Source organism: Fodinibius sp. GM108, from assembly GCF_058386985.1.
On record NZ_JBYEIR010000007.1, the window covers coordinates 274939 to 294229 of the forward strand.

Here is a 19291-nt window from a genome sequence, read left to right on the forward strand (position 1 = left end):
ATGCCATTAGTTATAAAGGAAAAACAAAAAGAATACCCAATCCCCGATGAAGGAATCTACAACGCCGTATGTGTGGATGTGGTAGATATCGGAACCGTCGAAACGCCATGGGGGCCGAAGGAAAAAGTAACGGTCATGTTTGAGCTCGATTCAGAGGATGAAGACGGTAACAGATTCGTGGTCGGGAAGCGATTTACAAAGTCGCTCAACGAAAAATCGAATCTCAGGCAGGATTTATCCAGGTGGAGAAATAGGAACTTTAAATCCAGCGAGCTCAAGAATGGATTTGATCTGGAGTTACTAATTGACGTGAGTGCGATTATATATATTTCACACAACCAGACAGACAAACGCACCTACGCCAATATAGAGTCGATACTTCCGCCTGAGCAAGGCAAGGACGGCAATCCACAGTGGTTTGTCACAAGACCCAGTGGGGAGTACGTCCGCGTAATCGAGCGGGAGAAATATCAAGAGCCAGAAGAGTACGCAGAATCACAAAACGGCTCCAGTTAAACATTAACTATGGGAGAGATAAAGTCTCTCCCATTTCTATAAACCATTCAGGAGAAATAGTTATGAATGCTGATATGTCTATTGAAACCTCGCCTTCACTGGCGGAGGTTAAACTATCTTACAAATCAAAAAAGCCAGTAGGTTCCTTTCCTCAAGTATCATCACCTGATGAAGCCGAAAAGGTTCTTCGGGAGGTATGGGACAGTGATCAAATAGAGCTGAAAGAAGAGTTTGTGGTGTTGTTGCTGAACAATGCCAAACGATGCATAGGCTGGAGTAAAATAAGTTCAGGTGGGAGCACAGCGACCATAGTAGATCCATCCACAATATTTCAGGTTGCGTTATTGAGCAATAGTACATCCATTATTGTAGCTCATAATCATCCTTCGGGAAATGTATCTATATCTAAAGCTGATGAAACGCTTACCCAGCGAATAAAGAAATCTGGGGAGATGCTCAGTATTACCTTAGAGGATCATATTATCCTGACGGCTGATGATTATGTATCATTTCGAGCGAAGGGGATACTATAGTCGGCTGCGGCCGAAAAAGGGGAGGGAAACCTTCCCTTTTAGGTTAAGATTCTAGAGGCCATTTCTATTATCCCATTTATCAAATTTATGAAAGCTGCCTATTTGCATACTCTACTTATCTTTTCGTATATACTTCTTTCGATTATGTACTTAAAGCAAAACAAATAAACAAAACATAACTATGGATGAAAGCACAGCTAGTCTCTTCAATCAAATGAAAGAAGAGTGGGAAAAGTTAGTAGAGAATCACGAAGACTTCGATCAAAAGGATAATAAAGCTGCTGGTCGCAGAGCCAGGAAAGCTGCCAATAACTTGAAGAAGTTGTTGACTCCCTACAAGAAAGCTTCTGTAGACGAAGCCAAAGAAATTTAGGGAGCAGATCGAGTAAGAGTTAGGCAAGGGGATGCGGGTTATCCCGTATCCCTTTTTTGTTTGCAAAACGATGCATGGGTTGGAGTAAGATTACTCCGGTCGTTCAACTGCCACTGTTGGAGATCCAGCAGCAGTATTGAGGATTGGGAAATTTGCAAATGCCACCTCGATCATTGTAGCACATAACCATCCATCAGGAAACTTTGAAGATTTCCTGTCATTTCGGGCAAAGGGGATACCTTAAGTTCAATAAAAGAGTAGGTTATTTTTCCTTCCCTTTTAGATTAGTATTTAATTTCGCCGTCTCATTAACACTTCTGTACTGCCTTTCCAAAACATTAGATACTGTTTAACAGGCTGTCAATCACAAAGATATGACGATTGATAAAGCACTTGGTGTCTCCAAATTGCTCGGATTCTTGGATTTTTAACTCTTTAGCTGCTTCGGTTTCAGTCATCCCTTCTTCGAAGATAACCACGTCTCCAGGTTTACCTCCATCAGTAAATTCATTTAAGGCAATGATATCTGCCTGAAGTAAAAATGAATTATTAGGAGATCTCAGCCAAGTGCGGGCAACGTTCTCGGCCTTAGATCGTTTAACTTTATTGGAGTAGACAACCTCTAAATGTATGACATTGTTCTCCACCTTGCTGACTTCAGAGGCCAGCCCCAGAAACATACGGAACCATTTATCTACGGCGCCGATGTGCCGATTGTTTAATTGTTTGATTTCTTGGTCTGTTAAGGAAAATGTGTTGTCTGGATTCATAATAGTGTAACAATTAGGTTTGTGGTTATGATTGTTACACCAAGACAAATGCAACAAAAGATGGGCTCGATTGTTTTGGATATTATCCCACATCATTTGACCACCGTGCCTTGAGTGGGTCGGTTGGCAAGCCTTCCGGCTTTCTTGATGTTATTAAAACATTAATAAATAGAGCTCATAAAACAAATCAAGGATTTCCAGGTCTATTATTCTTCATTAAATGAACTTTTTGACACCTTTCGTTTATGTGCATATTAATTGGGGAGTTATTAGTTTGTTTATAATAAAATTTTGTGTGACAATTGGCTAAATGGTACAAGTATCAATCACGCTGGAAGATGTTAGTCTTGGAGTTAATTTTAGTTACCTTTGTGCAGAAAATCATTAAAGGTGGGGTGACATAACGGTGACAGCCTTCTTTTTATTTTTGAAATGTCATAATTCATGGAACCCAGTCAAAACTTCTCAAGTAAATGCCAATTTCTAATTGAGTATGGCGAATCGTTGGGAGACTTTATGCCTTGGCACAGCACAAATAATCCTGTTAAGGTACTTGTTGCAGAAATTCTTTTAAGGAGAACTACCAGGACTGTAGCTCAGAAATTGTATAAAGATTTTTATGTATCATTTTCTAGCTTAAATGAGGTCAATGACAAGCACAGAGAAGAACTTGTTGAAATTTTAAAACCCGGTGGGTTATATAATCAAAGGGCAGATCAAATCATTAAGTTGGCAGGTGAGCTGAGATCTAAAAGTTTCGGTGAACTACCTAGTGATTTCGACATATTAAAAAACTTGCCCGGTGTTGGGCAGTATTCTGCTGAGGCAGTACTGCTTTATGCTTTTGGACAATCATATTTTCCAATAGATGGAGGTATCCACAGAGTTATCAGGAGATTAATTAGTCAACCTGTTAGCAAAGGGAATACGGATTTGAGATCTACAAAAAGGATTCAGTATTCAAAGGATAAAATAGTTCAGGCAGTTAAGTCTTTTCTTCAAGAAAAGTATGATGGAATTGTTTTGGAAAAAATTCATAAAGCATTACTTAAAATTTCTTGGGATTGGTGCTTGGAAAAACCAGCTTGTGAGGCTTGTAAAGCAAACGGAATTTGCGATTATTATTTAAATAATTTCTAGTAATGATAGATCTAAATACTAAGTCACAAAAAATTAGTTTGAAGAATATTGGCCAGGTTTTTACTCCAGATACTGTTGCAGATGAGATGGCTAAATTATGCAAGAAATATATGGATAAACCGGTCAATACATTTTTAGATCCTGCAGTAGGAAAAGGAATTTTCTTAAAATATGCTTATAAGAATGGTTTAATTGATACAAGTACTAAGAATTTATGTTTTGACATAGATAAGAATGTCTTATCAAAAACAAGGTTATTGGCAGATAATCTAAATTTAAATTGTGAAACCTTACATACGGACTATTTAAAAGCATCATCAACTGAATCGGTAGATTTAGTAATTATGAATCCGCCTTATGTAAGACAAGAAAAAATTCCTCAGGCAGACAAGGATGCTTATTTGCAAAAAATTCAAGATTCAATTGAAGTTGAATTTTCAAGGAAGAGTAATTTATATGTCTATTTTATGTTCAAAGCAATATCTGATTTGAAGAAAGGTGGAACTGGATGTGCTATTGTATATGATGCAATTGAACAAAGTAGATATGGACAAGAAACATTAAAGAAAATTAATGAGCTTGTAGATATAACAGAGAAAAGAAATGTACAAGCACCATTTCAAGATGCATTAGTTGATGCCTCAATATTAGTTTTTAAAAAAAGAACAGCTCGCATAAAAAGTACTGTAGCAAATATTAACTTTACAAATAGTCTTAGTAGTGAATATGAAGAATTAGTTTCTTTGAGATCGCTTGCTGAAATTAAAAGGGGAACAACACTTTTAAATTCAAAAGTTTTTATTGCAGATAAAAAGGATCTGCACTATGAAAAAGCGATTCCAATTGTGAAAAAACAAAGGTACATAGATGATTTAGTTGTTAGTTCTTCCCATCCTGAGAAAGCTTATCTGTATTCCGAAGATGAATCTTTAGACGAAAGTTTGACTTCATGGCTTAAAGACAAAGCGAATAGTGTTGAAGAAAATAATAAGACTCTAAATAGGGAGATCGCTAATAAACCTAGGAAATGGTACTACCATACAAAGTATTATCCTCCGATAATATTTAATTATTATGTGAGAAATAATCCTAGGCATCTACTCAATAAAAATAGCTTACCAGTTGCGGATAATTTTTATGGCATCTCTCCCAATGATTTCCCTATAAAAGTAGCGTGGTTATTATTAAATACAGATATCTACTTAAAATGTATCCTCTCGAATTCGAGATCTCAGGGAAATGGGCTTAGGAAACTTCAACTATACGAATACCGAAATGCTAAAGTACCAGATTGGAATAATTTTGAAGAAAAAGAAATAATGAGAATGGATAAGATGGCCAAAAGAGCTATCTCGAAAGGGAGTATTTCTGATGTTATTAAAAAGGAATTAAACAGTTTGCTAATAAAAAAATTCAAAAAATAAAATTGTCAGGAATGTCTGAATTTGAGATACCAACACCACCGGAATATCATCAATCAGAAGTTGATTATTTTCATCCTTATCTAAAAAAGGTTTTAGAACAAATCATCACTACATCATATGATGATGGATATGAAGTATTGCATCATAAGAAAATAGGGGCAATTGAAGCTGATCTAATTGTTAAAAATGTTTCAACTGGCAAATATCAACTTTTAATTGAAATAAAGAGGTTGCCTGGTGATGTTAACAGCACAAGAAATCAGTTACAGGCTCAAAATTATGTTCGAGAGGCAAATCCAGCGAAATTAGCTAGTAACAATCCATATTATGTATTAACTAATATTGGAAAAACTGAACTTTTTAGATTTTCCGAGCAAAAAAGATCTGTTGACCAACAAAGAATAAATCAAGGTCCTTTTTCAATAGATAAGTCGAAAGAAAATACAGAAGCTTTTTTTGAAGATTGTATTGATATCTTTTATAAAATATTAGAGATCTCAATTCAAGATTCTGGGGATTACGTAACTTCAAATCGAGTTTTGAATACTTTGTTGAATCAGCGTAAGGGTAATTACTCAGAATGGCATAAAACTTTTGTGACAACTGGCTATGAATATATAAGAGGTGCTCTTTCTCTAAACTCTTGGAATAATGCAGTTACGTATAAGCAAAGGCCTGAAATATTGGCGAGTAAAGGTCAGTCCATAGATTTTCAAAATGTATTTAAAGAGCCGTTACCTGAACCTAATCAGCCCGACTTATGGGAGCAAGATTATTTAGAAGAAACATATAAAAACGGTGAAGTTCATAAATCAGGTAAAGATCTTTCTCAGGTATCATTTTCTATTATTGCAAATGGCAGAGAAAATGAAGGATTAGTTCCAACAGATTTAGAGTTAGCAAGGTTATTATCTTTAATTTTAAATAAGTGTTTGGACAATAGTCTACCAAGTGATAAAAAAATATGTGATCCTGCTGCTGGTACCGGTTCACTTTTGTCAGAATTGGCCTCATTAACCCCTGGTATACAACCAAGTCAAATTTGGGCTAATGAAATTGAAGAAGAAATGATGGAGCCCTTATCACTGGTGTTGGGGCTTAACTTCCCTGAATCAATTAGCCAAAATAATTCCCCAAAAGTGACTAATAATAATGTCCTGAATTTAACTAAAGAGGATTTTCAAGATGTTAGTATTCTTGCTTTGAACCCACCTTTTTTATCAGGCGTTAGAGCTAGTGATATTAAGCAGCGATTTTCAAAGAGAATAAGTGAACTAAATAATGTTGGGCCTAAATTAAATGTCGGTCAAATTGGATTAGAGGCTTTGTTTTTAGAACTAATTATGAATTTAGTACCTGATGGAACCTTGTTGGGTTTAGTTTTTCCTAAGCAGTTCCTATTAGGAAGAGGTGCTGAGGCTAATGAGTTAAGAAAATATATAATTGAAGATTTTAATTTAAAATATATAATAAACTATCCTGGAACAGGTCTTTTTGAAGATGTAGTTAAAGCTACTTGTCTTTTGGTTGGTCAGAAGAACATATCTTCAGAAACAGTTAAATCGATTCAAATATCCCAAAGAGTGAGTGATATTGATCTAGATGATTTTCAAAATGGGTTGGACCACGTTAGAGATGAAGAGAAAGAAGTTGAAATTTCTTATGGAACAAAATGTAAAATTATTAAGTCGAGTGATTTATTAGATCAAGCTAATGATAGTTGGTTATTTATATCTAAAGCTCGTATTGAAGCAGAAGACTGGATAAATGAAAATTTTGCTAATAGTAACAACTCCCTAAACGAATCTGAAATATTTTCAACTAGAAGGGGACGAATTGGAAATCAAGGTGGCTCTGATCTAGTATTTCCAGACTCTGATTTAAGAAATATAATACCCTCAGAATGGCTAAAACCTACTGGATTGAGATGGGTTAAAAGTTTAGATGATATTGTTATGGATGATTCAAATGCACCAGAGACTGTACTTGTTGCCGATCCTAAAAGTTATAAAGAGGGGGAGAGTAATTATTCGTTATTATATTCAATTGTCGAAACCTATAAACAAAATATTGAAGATGATTCAAACGGAGGCAGTCAATCAAAAAAGGAAAAATCTGTTGAAGAATGGATTAATATTTTAGAGAAAGAGGCTAACCACTATACAGAAATAAATACGGTTCTGCTACCAAGAAATATTCGGAAAAGAGCGAGGGCTTTTATTACAGATTGCCCCATATATACTTCAACAAATGTAGTTGAAGCATATGGTGGCAATTCAGATCAGCAGTACTTACTGTTATCTTGGGTATTGAGTGTATTTGCACAACTGCATTTGGAAGTGTTAGCAAAAGATCAAGAGGGAGCTAGAAAGCTAGAAGTTGGATCGCAGAGCAAGCTTTTGATACCAGATTTTAATTCCATTGAGCAAGACGATATATCAGATATAATTGATATTTTAAAAAGTGATACTTCTTTCTTAAATCTATATGATATTGATTCTAGGGCGTTAGATAGGAAATGGGCTGAAATACTTTGGCCTGACAATCATCAGATTAAATTAAAAGAAGCTGTTGAACTGTTAGGAAATTTAGTTTACGAAAGAGATCCTAGATAATGTAACGAAGCTACATTGCTCTTTTCATTGCTTCTGCTAACTCATAAGCTAAAAGTGGAGGTACAGCATTCCCAACTTGTTTGTGCAAACTTCTTTGAGTAGTAAAATGTGGTGTAAAATAATCAGGAAAAGATTGTAGGCGTAAAGCTTCTCTTACGGTTATTAATCTTTCTTGAGAGTAATGATAATTTGCACCTACATTAGGTCTGTTAAAATACGTATTTATTGTATAAGCAGGTTTCTCGGGATGTAATCTGCCATAAGTGGTTGTTCTTCCACCGGTCTTTTTAAATTTCATGATTCTTTTGGTACTAATTTCATCAGGAATGTCTGTATAGTTACCGCCCGGAGGAATATGTTCAACCCACATCTTATCCTTTTCTGACATAGTTGGCATTTCTTGTAGCTCTACATGAGAATTTTGTTCTTTTCTCATAAATCTTGAATACCAACTATGAGGTTCTGCAGAATATTCAATTGGTGGAGACCCTTTTTCAACAGGTGATGGCAGATCATCCAAAGCTTCTTTAACATCTACTGGTAAATCTTGGGTTTCTCCATTTAAATTTTCAGCTACATATAATGATTGATTTTTATTTATTGGGAGTCGCATAGGATGATCTAATACACCTATCAAAAAGACTCTTTTTCGTTTTTGTGGTACAAAAAAGTTTGATGCATCTAATTTAAGTTGATGAACAGAATATCCAATTTTTGAAAAATCTTCTGCTAGGTAATTTGTGAGCCGTTTTTCATTTATGCGGGCTGATCTCATTCCTGGTACATTTTCAAGTAAAAAAGCTTTGGGTTTGATTTTTTTAACAATGTCATAAAACGTAAATACTAATTTACCTCTCTCATCATCAGGTTTTCTTTTTCCCACAAGTGAAAACGATTGGCAGGGAGGGCCTCCAATTACAATGTCAGCATCAGGTATGTCATCCAAATAGTCACTTATATCCCCCTGAGTAATATGGTCGCCAATAAATTTTTTATAGGTTTCAACAGCATCTTCTTCTTGTTCATTAGCCCAAACAATATCATAACCAGCCCATTTAAATCCTAAATCTAAACCTCCACAACCTGAAAATAGACTTACAACTTTGTCTTTTTCTTGCTTACTCAATTTAAAAAAACCTAAGGTTAGTACCTGTTAATTATTTGCGCAATAATAACAGAAATTTATCGAACTGGAAAAGAATAATCTGTATAAAAACGCTTAGTCGCTATTTGAGAATATAGAATAGACTATCTCCTCGGCTCGTTTATGTGCTTTTATATCTTCTTCATCATCTATCATATATTTGTTTTCTTCTAAGTGACTAAGTGATATCAAGATCAATATCTCGTTCATGAATCCAATCAGCTAAATTAGAAAAGCCTAGGCTTTGTAGTTCTAGAAGAAGTTTATCAGTTTCCATAAGAGAATAATAGTTATAGGTTAAATCGCGGTAATTAAAAATAAATAAAAATGAACAAGCATAAGAAGTTACTTGAGAATAAGTTTCAACATTCTCAAGAAGATTTATTATACAATACGGGTGGTGGGGTTATGTGGAGTTTATTCCGTACACAAAGTGGTGGAGTTACTATATACTACCACGACTCAGATGATTTTTATATAGTAAATCCCCAAGAGGCTCAACACTATTCATTAAAGGAAATTGCAGAAAGTTGGGAGCCGGTGACGAATACTATGGTTGCTATTAATTAGTTTTGGATTGTAGTTGTACGCACAATATTGAAGTCTTTGGTAATAAGATCAATTTATTTCAAGTTAGAGAGGAAAATGAGGCTTTTCCACTGATTTGTTTTACCAATGTTTTACCAACAAGAAAGCCGTAAAATGCCTAACTCTTGCGAGACAACACTTTACGGCTAATATTGCACTTCTTAATGTGCCCTGGACTGGAGTCGAACCAGCACTCCCAAGATGGGAACTGACCCCTCAAGCCAGCGCGTCTACCAATTCCGCCACCAGGGCAATGAAGATAATTAGGTTGTCAAATTGTTTTATACCCCTTTGGCTCACTTGTCCTCCGAAGCTCTATGCGTAGGAGGATTCCGCCACCAGGGCAAAGGTCAAAATCAATAAATCAACGTAAGCCACAAAAGTGGTTGTAGCTTATAGATCCTGAAAGGGATCCTGGATCAAGTTCAGGACTGAGGGTTCAGGATGACATATAAGGTACCTTAGAAACAAATTTTCAAGGCCTCAAATATATGAGTTAATCCCGATAAATTGAAACATTATTTGAGGTAAAACAAGAGAGTGATCTGTTTTAAAATGACAGATTCTTAGAACTTGCAACCCGCAATTCGTAACCCGCAACGCAAGTCACATTTCAGCCAGCTGATTCTTAACGTATTCGTTGTCAGGATCCATCTTATTGGCCTGCTCGTAATAGGTTTTGGCCTTGGCATTTTGACCGGCGCGCTGCATCAGGTCGCCCATCAGAATCCAGTTTTCCACATCTTTCGGATTCTTTTTGATGCGATCCAGCAGATAGCTGATGGCTTCGTTGCCCTGATCATCCATGATCATATACAGCACCTTATTGCGGTGGGCTGCCGGAGAATCATCCAGGTCGATGGCCTTGTCAAAATCTTCGATTGCTTTATCGAGATTTTCGAGCTGCAGGTTTGCAAAGCCGCGCAGATTATAGAGTCCGCTCTTTTCTTCATCCTTTTCGATAGCTTTTTCCAGCGCATCAATACTCTTTTCCCACTGGTTGAGCTTCTGCATCACCATAGCTTCCAGGTGATATCCATCAACTGACTCCGGTTCCATACTTTGCAGCTGGTGAGCGATATCCAGCGCGTGGTCGTAATCTCCTTCGTGCAGTAGCGATAATCCTTCTTCTAATTGATCTTCAAACTTCATGCGTAATAATGGCTTTCAAATTTGATGGTAATAGTTTGTTTAAGACTCCTAAAGATAAGCAAAGTTGGAGCGTTAATCAGATGATTTGGAAGTGGATTCTTCTTCATCGGTAATCTCCTCGTATTCGGCTTCTTCAATCTCTTCAAAGCGGCGCGATTTGTCGCCAGATTTCCGGTGATCACCATTTTGTTGCTGCGAAAAATGATCGAAGGTACGGTAAAATATACTCGGTCCTCGATTACCCTTCCGTTTTTGGTTCGAGGGGAGAAAGAGGCGGCTGATGATTTTTATCAAAAAATACATCACCACCAAAAATAAAAGTGTACGAAAAATCATTGAATTCTAGTCGGTAATGTGAATGTGCGTGTTACCGCGAATAGGCTGATTGAAAATTTGCTCTTCTATATAATCTAAGTGTTTTTCGTTACTAACGAAATCAATTTCTGATGTATTAATGATCATCAGGGGTGATTTATTGTAGTGGTAAAAGAAATGATTATATGCTTCGCTTAGTTCCGTAAGATATGATCTCGTAATTTGCCGCTCGTAGTCACGATCGCGTTCGCGGATGTTTTGCATCAGCCGGTCTACATTCGATTGTAAGTAGATAACGAGATCAGGTTTGGCGGCAATGCCGGCCATAATATTAAAAATAGAATCGTAGAGAGACAGCTCGTCATCCTCAAGATTCAACCGTGCAAAAATGCGGTCTTTTTCAAAGATGTAATCCGATATGGTCATTTGATGGAACAGGTCCTTACTCAGCATCTTTTGCTGCTGTTTAAACCGACTGGCCAGGAACGCCATCTGCGTGGGGAATGCATAGCGTTCACGATCCTTATAGAATTTGGGTAGAAAGGGATTGTCCTCAAACTGCTCCAGTACCAGTCGCGCATTGCGACGTTCGGTAAGCAGCTTAGCCAGCGAGGTTTTTCCTACTCCGATGACCCCTTCAATAGCGATAAATTCAAATTCATTTTGCATGATTTACCAACGTAGATCGGTTTTTTGTAATCTGAGTTCCGGAGCATCATCAATAAATTGTGCGACGGAAGTGCCTGACTTGGGATCTTTCCAATCGGGCAAGATTTCCTGCAGCGGTACCAATACAAACAGCCGCTTGTGATATTCCGGATGCGGAATGATAAGATTATCCGTTTGAATCACCAAGTCGCCGTAGGCAATAATATCAAGATCGATTGTGCGTGCGCTCCACCTTGGCTGGTCAGAAGATCGACCGTGCTGCTGTTCAAAATCCTTGAACTTTTTTATAAGCGGTTGAGGATCTTCGTCGGTCGTCATTACCAGAACCGCATTGTAGAAATCTCTTGTGGATGGACCCACAGGCTCGGTAATATAAATAGATGATTTTTGCAGGGGAGAGGTGGAAAGGTTTTCAAGAAAATTTCTGGCATCCGAAAGATGCTGATGCCGGTCACCGACATTTGATCCCAGAGCTACCACTACTTTGGCCATTGCATGCGGATTTCGGAATAAGCGGTTTTAGTGTCTAGCGGGGGATGAAGTTTGCGGACGGCGACTTCCAGTTCACGGGCTTCTTCAAAATGATCGAAAAGCTGATCCCCGATCTGTTTGGCCAGCGTTTCGATGAGCTTGCAGGAAGGACCCTCCATGACTGATGCTACAATATTTAGCACTTCCTGGTAGTCGATCGTATCCTGCAGGTCATCGCTGTCACCGGCAGATCGCATATCCCCCCGAAAAATAAGATCTACTTCAAAATCGTTGCCATCGCTGCGTTCCTTTTCATAGTACCCGTGAAAGGCATGAAACTGCAGGCTCTTTATCGTTAGCGTTTCCATTACTACAGCGTGGATACTTCAATTTTGTTGTGAAGTTCCTCGACAATGCGTTTATGTTTGGCCGTTGTTTGCATGCGTTCTTCAACTGTTGAAATCGCATGAATAACAGTGGAGTGATCGCGTCCGCCAAAATGCAGCCCGATTGTTTTGAGACTGGAGTCGGTAAACTGCTTGGCCAGATACATCGCAATCTGTCGCGCTTCTACAATTTCCTGCTTGCGCGTCTTTTCGCGTACCTTGTTGGTTTCGATATCGAAATAGTCACATACCAGATCCTGGATCTGCTCAATCGATATCGTGGTTTGAGATTCTTGGATCATATCACTAAGCACCTGTTTAGCCATCTGCGGCTCGATTTCATCCACATGCTGCAGCGAAGCAAAAGCCAGCAGCTTGATAATGGCACCTTCCAGATCGCGGACATTCGACTTAAAATTGTGGGCGATAAATTCGAGCACATCGTGCGACAGCTCAATACCGTTGTCGGAAGCTTTGCGTTCAAGGATGGCGTATCGGGTTTCATACTCCGGAACCTGCAGGTCGGCGCTGAGTCCCCAGCTAAATCGGGAGATGAGCCGCTCTTCAATGTCCGGAATTTCGCGCGGTGCGCGGTCGCTGCTCAATATAATCTGTTTGCCATCCTGGTGTAATGCATTAAAGATGTGGAAAAATTCTTCCTGTGTTTTCTCCTTACCGCTGAAAAACTGAATGTCATCTACAATCAATACATCGATCTGGCGATAGAACATTGTAAACTCGCTGGCGCGGTTATTGCGAATTGCCTGGACAAACTCGTTGGTGAAACTTTCAGACGAGATATACAGCACTGCCAGCTCATCGCCGTGCTCCTGCTTTACTTTATTACCAATACTCTGAATCAAATGCGTTTTTCCAAGTCCCGTACCGCCATATATAAAGAAGGGATTAAAAGAGTTGCTGCCCGGATTTTCTGCAATGGCCATAGCCGCCGAGCGCGCCAGTCGATTGCAGTCGCCTTCGATATATCGCTCGAAGACATAATTCGAATTAAGATTAGAGTCTATCTTTGTTTTTTGTATGCCCGGAATCACAAACGGATTTTCAATCTTGCCCGGGCTGTATTCGGAATACCCTTTCACATCCTGACCCTCATTTTTGTCAGGAGGCATTGGCCGTTGCGGTAACCGCACCGATTTATTTTCGGCCTCATTATCCGATTTTTCAACTACCACAGAATACTCCAGTTTCCCATCTTTCCCCAGCACCTTGGCCAACGTCGAACGCAACATCCCGTAATAATGCTCTTCCAGCCATTCATACCAAAACTGGCTTGGCACTTGAATGGTGAGCGTGTTGTCTTCTATTTTTACCGGATCAATAGGTTCGAACCATGACTTATACTTTTGATAGCTGATATTGTCTTTTATAATTTCCAAGCACTGCTCCCACGCAGCATCGGCAGAAATTTTACTCAACGTCCCGTAACCTCCTCTTAGTTTCAAGTGTTATTGCCTAGGAAGCTCTACAGTTATCCACACATTTTGTGATGCGTCCTAAATTATGTGAGACGAAAATGGTAATTTCAATGACAGATGTCAAAAAAATATTACACAGTTTTCCAAAAGTTATCCACATTGCTCTAAACAGTATAACACCATGTCTGCCAACGACTTAGTTATTTTTGTAGTTTTCTATCAAATTTTGCTTGACAGTACATAATACTGCGCTAACATAGATTTCACCTTTTTTTAACACACATAAACTATCTCTAAAAAAGTTATCCACAAGTTTTCCACATAAAAAGATAAGGTATTAATCTCTTTTATTGAGGATTACTTGCAAGGCTTTTATAAAGCCCATAGGTAGGTGGGTTACCGTCGTTCAGCGATGATAAATCTGGGTTTATTATCATAGTCTCTCTTAATTCGGGCAGACCACAGATCCTCATCAAAAAAGCCCAGTATTTTATCACTGTAATTTTCGTGCAGTTCCAGGTAGAGGTGACCTTCTTTGGAGAGGTTCTCGTTGGAAAATTTAATGATACTGCTATAGATCTTTTCCAGATCGTCAAAAAACAGAGCCTCCGGGGGTTCATATTCTCTGACCTGTGGTTCCAGATCCTCTTTTTCATCCGGAGTAATATAGGGGGGATTGGAAACGATAAGATCGATAGGAGAATCAACTTCAATGGTTTGGGGCAGCAACATATCATCTTCCCAAAGAGAAACATCTATCTCATTGAGATCGGCATTCTCACGAGCTAATTCAAGAGCTTGAATAGAATTATCGATACCCGAAACTGTCCATTGTGGTCGCTCCATTTTCAGTGCAATGGGAATACAGCCCGAGCCAGTTCCGAGGTCTATTACTGTAAGCTCTTTGTCACTAGAATGATTATCGAGAATAATTTCGACAAGCTGTTCTGTTTCCAGGCGGGGAATAAGAACGTGCTTATTCACCGTAATACGAGCATTCATAAATTCGGTATAGCCTACAATATATTGCAGGGGCTCGTGCTTGGCTCTTCGTTTTACGAGGGGCCGCAGTGTTTCGAGCTCGTCAGGGGAGAGCGGTCGATCGTATTTCAGATAGAGGTCAAGACGTTTTATGTTCAGCGTTTCGGCTAAAAGCCATTCAATACTATGGCGCGGATCGGGAATGCCTTTTTCTTCAAAAAAATCGGTCCCCCATTCCAACATAGAGAGGACCGTCCATTCCTCGACCTTTTTAGACATATCCGATGATGAAAAGTTGTTACGTATCGTTTTCTCTTGCCTCTTGCTCTTTTTCTTGCTGTACAGTCAGTCCGAAGCGCTTGCTGAAGTCCAGGATAAAGTCAACAACTTCGTCGTCGATAGTACGTTTTTCTTCATCCAGTGAACTGCCGCGGAAACCCATTCGTCCGCCAGTCTTCTTAAGTTCAAAACGATTTTGTTTGCCCGTAAATTCAATAATGCAGGTAAGGGTTACGCTGGAGTTGATTTGTTTCTCATACTCTTCATAAACCGCTACATGCACTTCATCTTTGGTATCAGAAGATTCATATTTGTACAAGTATTTTGGTTCAATACTGTCAAATAATTGGCCGGGCATTCTGCGTAGTGTATCTGAGGGACCAAAAATTAGATACTTGCTTACAGTGGACATAATGTGTTAACTTCGATTGGTAAAATTACTTAGGTTGTAAAGAGCCTGAATAAAAGTTTTTCTTTACTCAGAGTCAAATTTAGATGTAGATATATAATAATTTATATATAGATGAGTAAAATTCTTTATAATTTGTTTGTTACTGAACGGATAAGCCCCTAAATCATGTTTCAAAATTGAATATAAATAGAGCAAAAAGTCCCCACATGAAAAGAAAATCGAGCTCTCCATATTTTTTGATCGTGATATTTGTGCTGCTATCGGGTTTAGCAGTGAATACAGCATATGCTCAGCTGGAAGAACCCGAGGTAGTGAGTATAGATGAACCGAGAACTCCCTTATCTGAAGGATATCATAACAGTTTTGGAGTAGATGTCATGGTCAATAATTTCGGTTTTGGGATCGGGGGATCATACGGACGTGTTATAGCTCCCTACACTGAGATAACGCTTCATGCAGGTATTACTGGTATCCGTGATGTGAGTGAGCAGAATTTCCAAAGTTTTCTTACCGGTCAGCAGATCATCCCAAACAAGTATAAGCGGGGTTTTGGATTTCCTTTCCTGCTTGGTATAAAGCAACGTATTTTTCCCAGGCAAGTAGAAGATAATCTACGTTTTTTTGTGGGTGCTTCCGGTGGTCCCGCTATGGCGCTGTTAATACCCTATTTGCGGGATAACAATAACCCAAACGGGTTTCGTGATTTTCGACTTACTCCAGAGGGATTTCTTGTGCCTGTAGAAGGTGTAAATGATTTCTTTTCGGGATGGGGTAATGCTGAAAGTAAATGGGGACTTAACGGTGAAATCAAAATAGGTGTTGATATCGGTAGAGAATTTGGTACTCGTACAACCGTTGAATTCGGATATTTCTTCTACTACTTCGATCCCGGATTACAAATCATGGAGCCATACAGGCCATACGGTTACAATGAAGATGGATTCCCTGTTGAACAGGTAGAAGGCGAAAGAAGGTCTTTCTATGATGCACAGAAACATTTTGGTACGCCTCAGATAAAAATCACGTTTGGCGGCATGTGGTGATTTCCAGGATGCAGGCCGCAGGATTCATGATGCACGACTGCCCGTTTTAAGAAATTAAACTACAATCTCTTAATTATTGCATCTTGAAACGTGGATCTTTTGCCTTTCATTTCCCTTTATCGATAAACGAAAACCTTGTACCTTTGCCTATAAATTTTACCTGCTAAATAAAAAACAGATACGATGAGCTTTATTGAAGAAATTATTGGTAGACAAATCATCGATTCAAGGGGGAATCCCACAGTAGAAGTGGATGTTATTTTAACAAATGATATTATGGGACGCGCGGCCGTTCCTTCAGGTGCTTCGACTGGTGAGTATGAAGCGGTCGAGCTGCGCGACTCTGAATCGGATCGTTATCTTGGTAAGGGGGTAACCGGTGCGGTAGAAAATGTAAACACTGTTATAAACAATGAGCTGCGCGGCCAAGAAGTTTATAATCAAGTAGAAATTGATAATACATTACTTGAGATTGACGGTACCGAGAACAAAGGGAATTTGGGTGCGAATGCAATCCTGGGAGTATCTCTGGCTGCTGCCGATGCAGCAGCAAATGCTATGCAACTTCCACTCTGGCGATATATTGGCGGAGTGAATGCGAAAGTGTTACCCGTGCCGATGATGAATATTATTAATGGGGGATCACATGCCGATAACAATGTCGATCTGCAGGAATTTATGATTATGCCCGTCGGTGCTCCGACATTTTCGGAATCGGTCCGTGTAGGATCGGAGATTTTCCATCATCTTAAAAAGGTATTGAGCGATAAAAATTACAGCACTGCCGTAGGCGATGAAGGTGGTTTTGCTCCCGATCTGGATTCCAATGAAGAGGCCGTGGAAGTGATCATAGATGCTATTGAAAAGGCCGGGTACATACCTGGTGATGAAGTTGTAATTGCACTGGATCCCGCTACAGCCGAATTTTACAATTCTGAAAAAGAGGTATACGAATTCCGCTGGAGTGACGGGAGTGAACGCAGCAGCGAAGAGATGGTAGAATTCTGGTCCGGCTGGGTAGATAAGTATCCTATTGTTTCTATCGAAGATGCGTTGGATGAAGATGACTGGGACGGTTGGGAAAAGCTTACCGATGCGGTGGGCGACAGCGTACAGCTGGTTGGCGATGATCTCTTTGTGACAAATACAGAGCGGCTGGCCAAAGGCATAAAACAGGGCGTGGCTAACTCCATCCTGATAAAAGTAAACCAGATTGGTACCCTTACCGAGACGCTGGATGCCATCGAGATGGCCCACAAAAATGATTATACGGCCGTAATTTCACATCGATCGGGCGAAACCGAAGATACAACGATTGCCGACCTTGCTGTGGCGACGAATGCGGGACAGATAAAAACGGGATCGATGAGTCGAACCGACCGCATTGCCAAATACAATCAGTTGCTTAGGATTGAAGAACAGCTCGGCGAAAATGCAATCTTCCTGGGCAGCGATGTTTTTGGATTTTGATTACGTACAGAAATAGATACAAAACGGTTTTGACGCCGTCGACCTAATTTATTTGTATCTCTTGGAGGTGCAGTTACTAAATATTATAAATGCGAATTACGAGCCTGAAGCTTCAAAATTTTAGAAATCATATAGAGACTGAAGTGGAGTGGGCTCCGCATATGAATGTTATTGTTGGCAAGAATGGATCCGGTAAAACAAACCTGATTGATGCCATTCATTACCTTTGTATGAGCCGCAGCTTTGTATCCAGCAGCGATCGGTATGTGGTTAATCAGGATGCAACCTTCTTTATGATTAAAGGACATTTTGAAGGTAATATCCGCTCCAGTTTTGATGTGGGCTGTTCTTATTCACGCGGTGAAGGAAAGAAAATTTTTGTTAATGAAAGTCCGCTCGACCGGCTGTCCGATCTGATCGGCATGGTGCCGGTTGTGGTATTGTCGCCCGGCGACAAAAAGCTGACCAGTGAGGGGCCCAAAGAACGACGCTCGTTTATTGATTCATTTATCAGCCAGATTTCACCCGGCTACCTGCAGGACCTGCTTGATTTTAGAAAAGCGCGCAAGCAGCGGAATAAATTATTACAGGAGTTTCGTGGCAGTCGGGAAGTTTTAATTGCTTATCTTGAGCCGTGGAATATACAGCTTATGGAATACGGCGCTCGAATTGTGGCTAAACGCACGGAGGTACTCAATAAGTTTCAGGATTATCTTGCCAAAGAATATGAGGTGATTTCCGGCATGCGTCATGAACCGCACCTGGAGTATCAGACATTTTGCGAGCCGTCGGAGGATGAGGAAGTGATCCGCGAGCGCTATCAGACTGAGTTAGAAGCTGAACTGGACCGCGAAATTGAGCGTGAGCTGACGTTGATTGGTCCGCACCGCGATGAAATTGTTTTTTATCTGGATGATTTCGAATTGCGCAAGTATGGCTCGCAGGGGCAGCACCGGCTGTTTGCTCTTGCTTTGAAACTGGCCCAGCTTTTGTATTTTTCAGATGAACTGGATGATTTGCCAATTTTTCTGCTGGACGATGTTTTTGGCGATCTCGATGCCCAGCGTACGGATGTACTGCTCAATGCATTAGTGGAGCATGCTGGTCAGACGTTTGTAACAGCGGCAAACCCGATCCCCTTTAATAACTACCTGACGTTTGATGGCGACAAAAATCGGAAGTACGAAGTGGACCAGGGAAGCGTAATGCAAACTAATTAAGGATTTATACTGTGGGACGATTTCGATCAAATACTCCTAAACCGCTGAAAGATGCCCTGAAAAATTTTTTGGAGAACTATCCGCATCGTAAGCGACTGAAGCGCGGAATGATTTTATCGCTGTGGGAGCAAACCGTGGGCGAACGCATTGCCGAACAAACCGAGAATGTCCACTTTGAACGCGGCAACTTGATTGTGCATGTAAAAAATCCTGCCTGGCGGCAAGAGATACACATGAAGCGATTTAGTATTGCCAAAAAGCTAAATGATAAAGTGGACGAGAAGATTATCAACGAAATCGTGGTTCGTTCCTGATGACTATTGCATGGAGTTGATATGCGCATATATTTGTTAG

General features: G+C 39.6%; 21 protein-coding genes, 1 tRNA gene, 1 pseudogene and 1 riboswitch. Of the genes and pseudogenes, 12 read left to right on the top strand and 11 right to left on the bottom strand.

What is annotated here, in order from left to right; translation table 11 throughout:
- The 4 genes and pseudogenes from ACT3ID_RS14575 to ACT3ID_RS14590 all read left to right on the top strand — a co-directional run.
- Positions 1–516 (top strand): phage replication initiation protein, NGO0469 family, encoded by a 516-nt coding sequence (locus ACT3ID_RS14575; protein ID WP_491542785.1) that lies wholly within the window; start codon positions 1–3, stop codon positions 514–516.
- Positions 517–590: 74 nt separating this feature from the next.
- Complete coding sequence (locus ACT3ID_RS14580) at positions 591–1049, top strand: JAB domain-containing protein (protein WP_491542786.1); 459 nt, start codon at positions 591–593, stop codon at positions 1047–1049.
- A gap of 181 nt (positions 1050–1230) precedes the next feature.
- Positions 1231–1422 (top strand): histone H1, encoded by a 192-nt coding sequence (locus ACT3ID_RS14585; RefSeq protein WP_148897553.1) that lies wholly within the window; start codon positions 1231–1233, stop codon positions 1420–1422.
- A gap of 106 nt (positions 1423–1528) precedes the next feature.
- Positions 1529–1666, top strand: a pseudogene (locus ACT3ID_RS14590) (JAB domain-containing protein); the annotation flags it as partial.
- Positions 1667–1760: 94 nt separating this feature from the next.
- On the opposite strand, the gene ACT3ID_RS14595 reads toward ACT3ID_RS14590, so the two are convergent.
- Positions 1761–2192 carry a hypothetical protein gene (locus ACT3ID_RS14595; RefSeq protein ID WP_491542787.1) on the bottom strand — a complete coding sequence of 144 codons (432 nt, stop codon included), beginning with the start codon at positions 2190–2192 and terminating at the stop codon, positions 1761–1763.
- Positions 2193–2252: 60 nt separating this feature from the next.
- Positions 2253–2348: riboswitch (SAM-I-IV-variant riboswitch) on the bottom strand.
- 288 nt (positions 2349–2636) lie between these two features.
- On the opposite strand from ACT3ID_RS14595, the gene ACT3ID_RS14600 reads away from it, so the two are divergent.
- From ACT3ID_RS14600 to ACT3ID_RS14610, 3 genes are read left to right on the top strand one after another with little or no spacing between them, the layout of a single operon-like run.
- Positions 2637–3332: an endonuclease III domain-containing protein gene (locus ACT3ID_RS14600; RefSeq protein ID WP_491542788.1), complete on the top strand. Its 696-nt coding sequence runs from the start codon at positions 2637–2639 to the stop codon at positions 3330–3332.
- A 2-nt stretch (positions 3333–3334) separates the two neighbouring features.
- Positions 3335–4756: an Eco57I restriction-modification methylase domain-containing protein gene (locus ACT3ID_RS14605; RefSeq protein ID WP_491542789.1), complete on the top strand. Its 1422-nt coding sequence runs from the start codon at positions 3335–3337 to the stop codon at positions 4754–4756.
- A gap of 11 nt (positions 4757–4767) precedes the next feature.
- Complete coding sequence (locus tag ACT3ID_RS14610; protein WP_491542790.1) at positions 4768–7371, top strand: BpuSI family type II restriction endonuclease; 2604 nt, start codon at positions 4768–4770, stop codon at positions 7369–7371.
- Positions 7372–7381: 10 nt separating this feature from the next.
- Here the strand turns inward: ACT3ID_RS14610 and ACT3ID_RS14615 are convergent, their stop codons facing one another.
- Positions 7382–8497, bottom strand: a complete 1116-nt coding sequence (locus ACT3ID_RS14615) for a DNA cytosine methyltransferase (RefSeq protein ID WP_491542791.1) — start codon at positions 8495–8497, stop codon at positions 7382–7384.
- 345 nt (positions 8498–8842) lie between these two features.
- On the opposite strand from ACT3ID_RS14615, the gene ACT3ID_RS14620 reads away from it, so the two are divergent.
- On the top strand, positions 8843–9085 hold the full coding sequence (locus ACT3ID_RS14620) for a hypothetical protein (RefSeq protein WP_491542792.1): 243 nt from the start codon (positions 8843–8845) through the stop codon (positions 9083–9085).
- A 185-nt stretch (positions 9086–9270) separates the two neighbouring features.
- Here ACT3ID_RS14620 and ACT3ID_RS14625 read toward each other — a convergent pair.
- The 9 genes from ACT3ID_RS14625 to ACT3ID_RS14665 all read right to left on the bottom strand — a co-directional run bounded on the left by ACT3ID_RS14625 (position 9271) and on the right by ACT3ID_RS14665 (position 15204).
- Positions 9271–9355 (bottom strand) — tRNA-Leu (locus tag ACT3ID_RS14625).
- Between the two features lie 354 nt (positions 9356–9709).
- Positions 9710–10255 (bottom strand): tetratricopeptide repeat protein, encoded by a 546-nt coding sequence (locus ACT3ID_RS14630; protein ID WP_491542793.1) that lies wholly within the window; start codon positions 10253–10255, stop codon positions 9710–9712.
- 72 nt (positions 10256–10327) lie between these two features.
- Positions 10328–10591, bottom strand: coding sequence for a hypothetical protein (locus ACT3ID_RS14635; protein WP_491542794.1), 264 nt, complete (start codon positions 10589–10591; stop codon positions 10328–10330).
- Positions 10592–10597: 6 nt separating this feature from the next.
- Positions 10598–11239, bottom strand: a complete 642-nt coding sequence (locus tag ACT3ID_RS14640; protein ID WP_491542795.1) for a deoxynucleoside kinase — start codon at positions 11237–11239, stop codon at positions 10598–10600.
- A 3-nt stretch (positions 11240–11242) separates the two neighbouring features.
- Complete coding sequence (gene folK / locus ACT3ID_RS14645) at positions 11243–11731, bottom strand: 2-amino-4-hydroxy-6-hydroxymethyldihydropteridine diphosphokinase (RefSeq protein ID WP_491542796.1); 489 nt, start codon at positions 11729–11731, stop codon at positions 11243–11245.
- Complete coding sequence (gene folB, locus ACT3ID_RS14650; RefSeq protein ID WP_491542797.1) at positions 11719–12078, bottom strand: dihydroneopterin aldolase; 360 nt, start codon at positions 12076–12078, stop codon at positions 11719–11721. Before folB ends, folK begins: the two co-directional genes overlap by 13 nt.
- A 2-nt stretch (positions 12079–12080) precedes the next feature.
- Positions 12081–13532 carry a chromosomal replication initiator protein DnaA gene (dnaA, locus tag ACT3ID_RS14655; RefSeq protein WP_491542798.1) on the bottom strand — a complete coding sequence of 484 codons (1452 nt, stop codon included), beginning with the start codon at positions 13530–13532 and terminating at the stop codon, positions 12081–12083.
- Between the two features lie 396 nt (positions 13533–13928).
- Positions 13929–14792 carry a peptide chain release factor N(5)-glutamine methyltransferase gene (gene prmC / locus ACT3ID_RS14660; protein WP_491542799.1) on the bottom strand — a complete coding sequence of 288 codons (864 nt, stop codon included), beginning with the start codon at positions 14790–14792 and terminating at the stop codon, positions 13929–13931.
- A gap of 19 nt (positions 14793–14811) precedes the next feature.
- Positions 14812–15204 carry a hypothetical protein gene (locus ACT3ID_RS14665; protein WP_491542800.1) on the bottom strand — a complete coding sequence of 131 codons (393 nt, stop codon included), beginning with the start codon at positions 15202–15204 and terminating at the stop codon, positions 14812–14814.
- 206 nt (positions 15205–15410) lie between these two features.
- Here ACT3ID_RS14665 and ACT3ID_RS14670 point away from each other — a divergent pair, with 206 nt between their 5' ends.
- The 4 genes from ACT3ID_RS14670 to ACT3ID_RS14685 all read left to right on the top strand — a co-directional run bounded on the left by ACT3ID_RS14670 (position 15411) and on the right by ACT3ID_RS14685 (position 19251).
- Positions 15411–16247, top strand: coding sequence for a hypothetical protein (locus tag ACT3ID_RS14670; RefSeq protein WP_491542801.1), 837 nt, complete (start codon positions 15411–15413; stop codon positions 16245–16247).
- Between the two features lie 183 nt (positions 16248–16430).
- Entirely contained in the window at positions 16431–17717 is a 1287-nt protein-coding gene (gene eno / locus ACT3ID_RS14675; RefSeq protein WP_491542802.1) for a phosphopyruvate hydratase, read from the top strand.
- Between the two features lie 89 nt (positions 17718–17806).
- The gene (gene recF, locus ACT3ID_RS14680; protein WP_491542803.1) at positions 17807–18937 is read left to right on the top strand and encodes a DNA replication/repair protein RecF; all 1131 of its coding nucleotides are present in this window, start codon (positions 17807–17809) and stop codon (positions 18935–18937) included.
- Between the two features lie 11 nt (positions 18938–18948).
- The gene (locus ACT3ID_RS14685) at positions 18949–19251 is read left to right on the top strand and encodes a DciA family protein (RefSeq protein ID WP_491542804.1); all 303 of its coding nucleotides are present in this window, start codon (positions 18949–18951) and stop codon (positions 19249–19251) included.
- Positions 19252–19291 lie beyond the last annotated feature (40 nt).

Coding starts and splice junctions, on each gene's coding strand:
- prmC (WP_491542799.1), bottom strand. CDS start 14,792: ATGTCTAAAAAGGTCGAGGAATGGACGGTCCTCTCTATGTTGGAATGG.
- recF (WP_491542803.1), top strand. CDS start 17,807: ATGCGAATTACGAGCCTGAAGCTTCAAAATTTTAGAAATCATATAGAG.
- ACT3ID_RS14620 (WP_491542792.1), top strand. CDS start 8,843: ATGAACAAGCATAAGAAGTTACTTGAGAATAAGTTTCAACATTCTCAA.
- ACT3ID_RS14670 (WP_491542801.1), top strand. CDS start 15,411: ATGAAAAGAAAATCGAGCTCTCCATATTTTTTGATCGTGATATTTGTG.
- ACT3ID_RS14640 (WP_491542795.1), bottom strand. CDS start 11,239: ATGCAAAATGAATTTGAATTTATCGCTATTGAAGGGGTCATCGGAGTA.
- ACT3ID_RS14665 (WP_491542800.1), bottom strand. CDS start 15,204: ATGTCCACTGTAAGCAAGTATCTAATTTTTGGTCCCTCAGATACACTA.
- ACT3ID_RS14600 (WP_491542788.1), top strand. CDS start 2,637: ATGGAACCCAGTCAAAACTTCTCAAGTAAATGCCAATTTCTAATTGAG.
- ACT3ID_RS14595 (WP_491542787.1), bottom strand. CDS start 2,192: ATGAATCCAGACAACACATTTTCCTTAACAGACCAAGAAATCAAACAA.
- ACT3ID_RS14610 (WP_491542790.1), top strand. CDS start 4,768: ATGTCTGAATTTGAGATACCAACACCACCGGAATATCATCAATCAGAA.
- eno (WP_491542802.1), top strand. CDS start 16,431: ATGAGCTTTATTGAAGAAATTATTGGTAGACAAATCATCGATTCAAGG.
- ACT3ID_RS14635 (WP_491542794.1), bottom strand. CDS start 10,591: ATGATTTTTCGTACACTTTTATTTTTGGTGGTGATGTATTTTTTGATA.
- ACT3ID_RS14580 (WP_491542786.1), top strand. CDS start 591: ATGTCTATTGAAACCTCGCCTTCACTGGCGGAGGTTAAACTATCTTAC.
- ACT3ID_RS14575 (WP_491542785.1), top strand. CDS start 1: ATGCCATTAGTTATAAAGGAAAAACAAAAAGAATACCCAATCCCCGAT.
- ACT3ID_RS14605 (WP_491542789.1), top strand. CDS start 3,335: ATGATAGATCTAAATACTAAGTCACAAAAAATTAGTTTGAAGAATATT.
- folB (WP_491542797.1), bottom strand. CDS start 12,078: ATGGAAACGCTAACGATAAAGAGCCTGCAGTTTCATGCCTTTCACGGG.
- folK (WP_491542796.1), bottom strand. CDS start 11,731: ATGGCCAAAGTAGTGGTAGCTCTGGGATCAAATGTCGGTGACCGGCAT.
- ACT3ID_RS14630 (WP_491542793.1), bottom strand. CDS start 10,255: ATGAAGTTTGAAGATCAATTAGAAGAAGGATTATCGCTACTGCACGAA.
- ACT3ID_RS14585 (WP_148897553.1), top strand. CDS start 1,231: ATGGATGAAAGCACAGCTAGTCTCTTCAATCAAATGAAAGAAGAGTGG.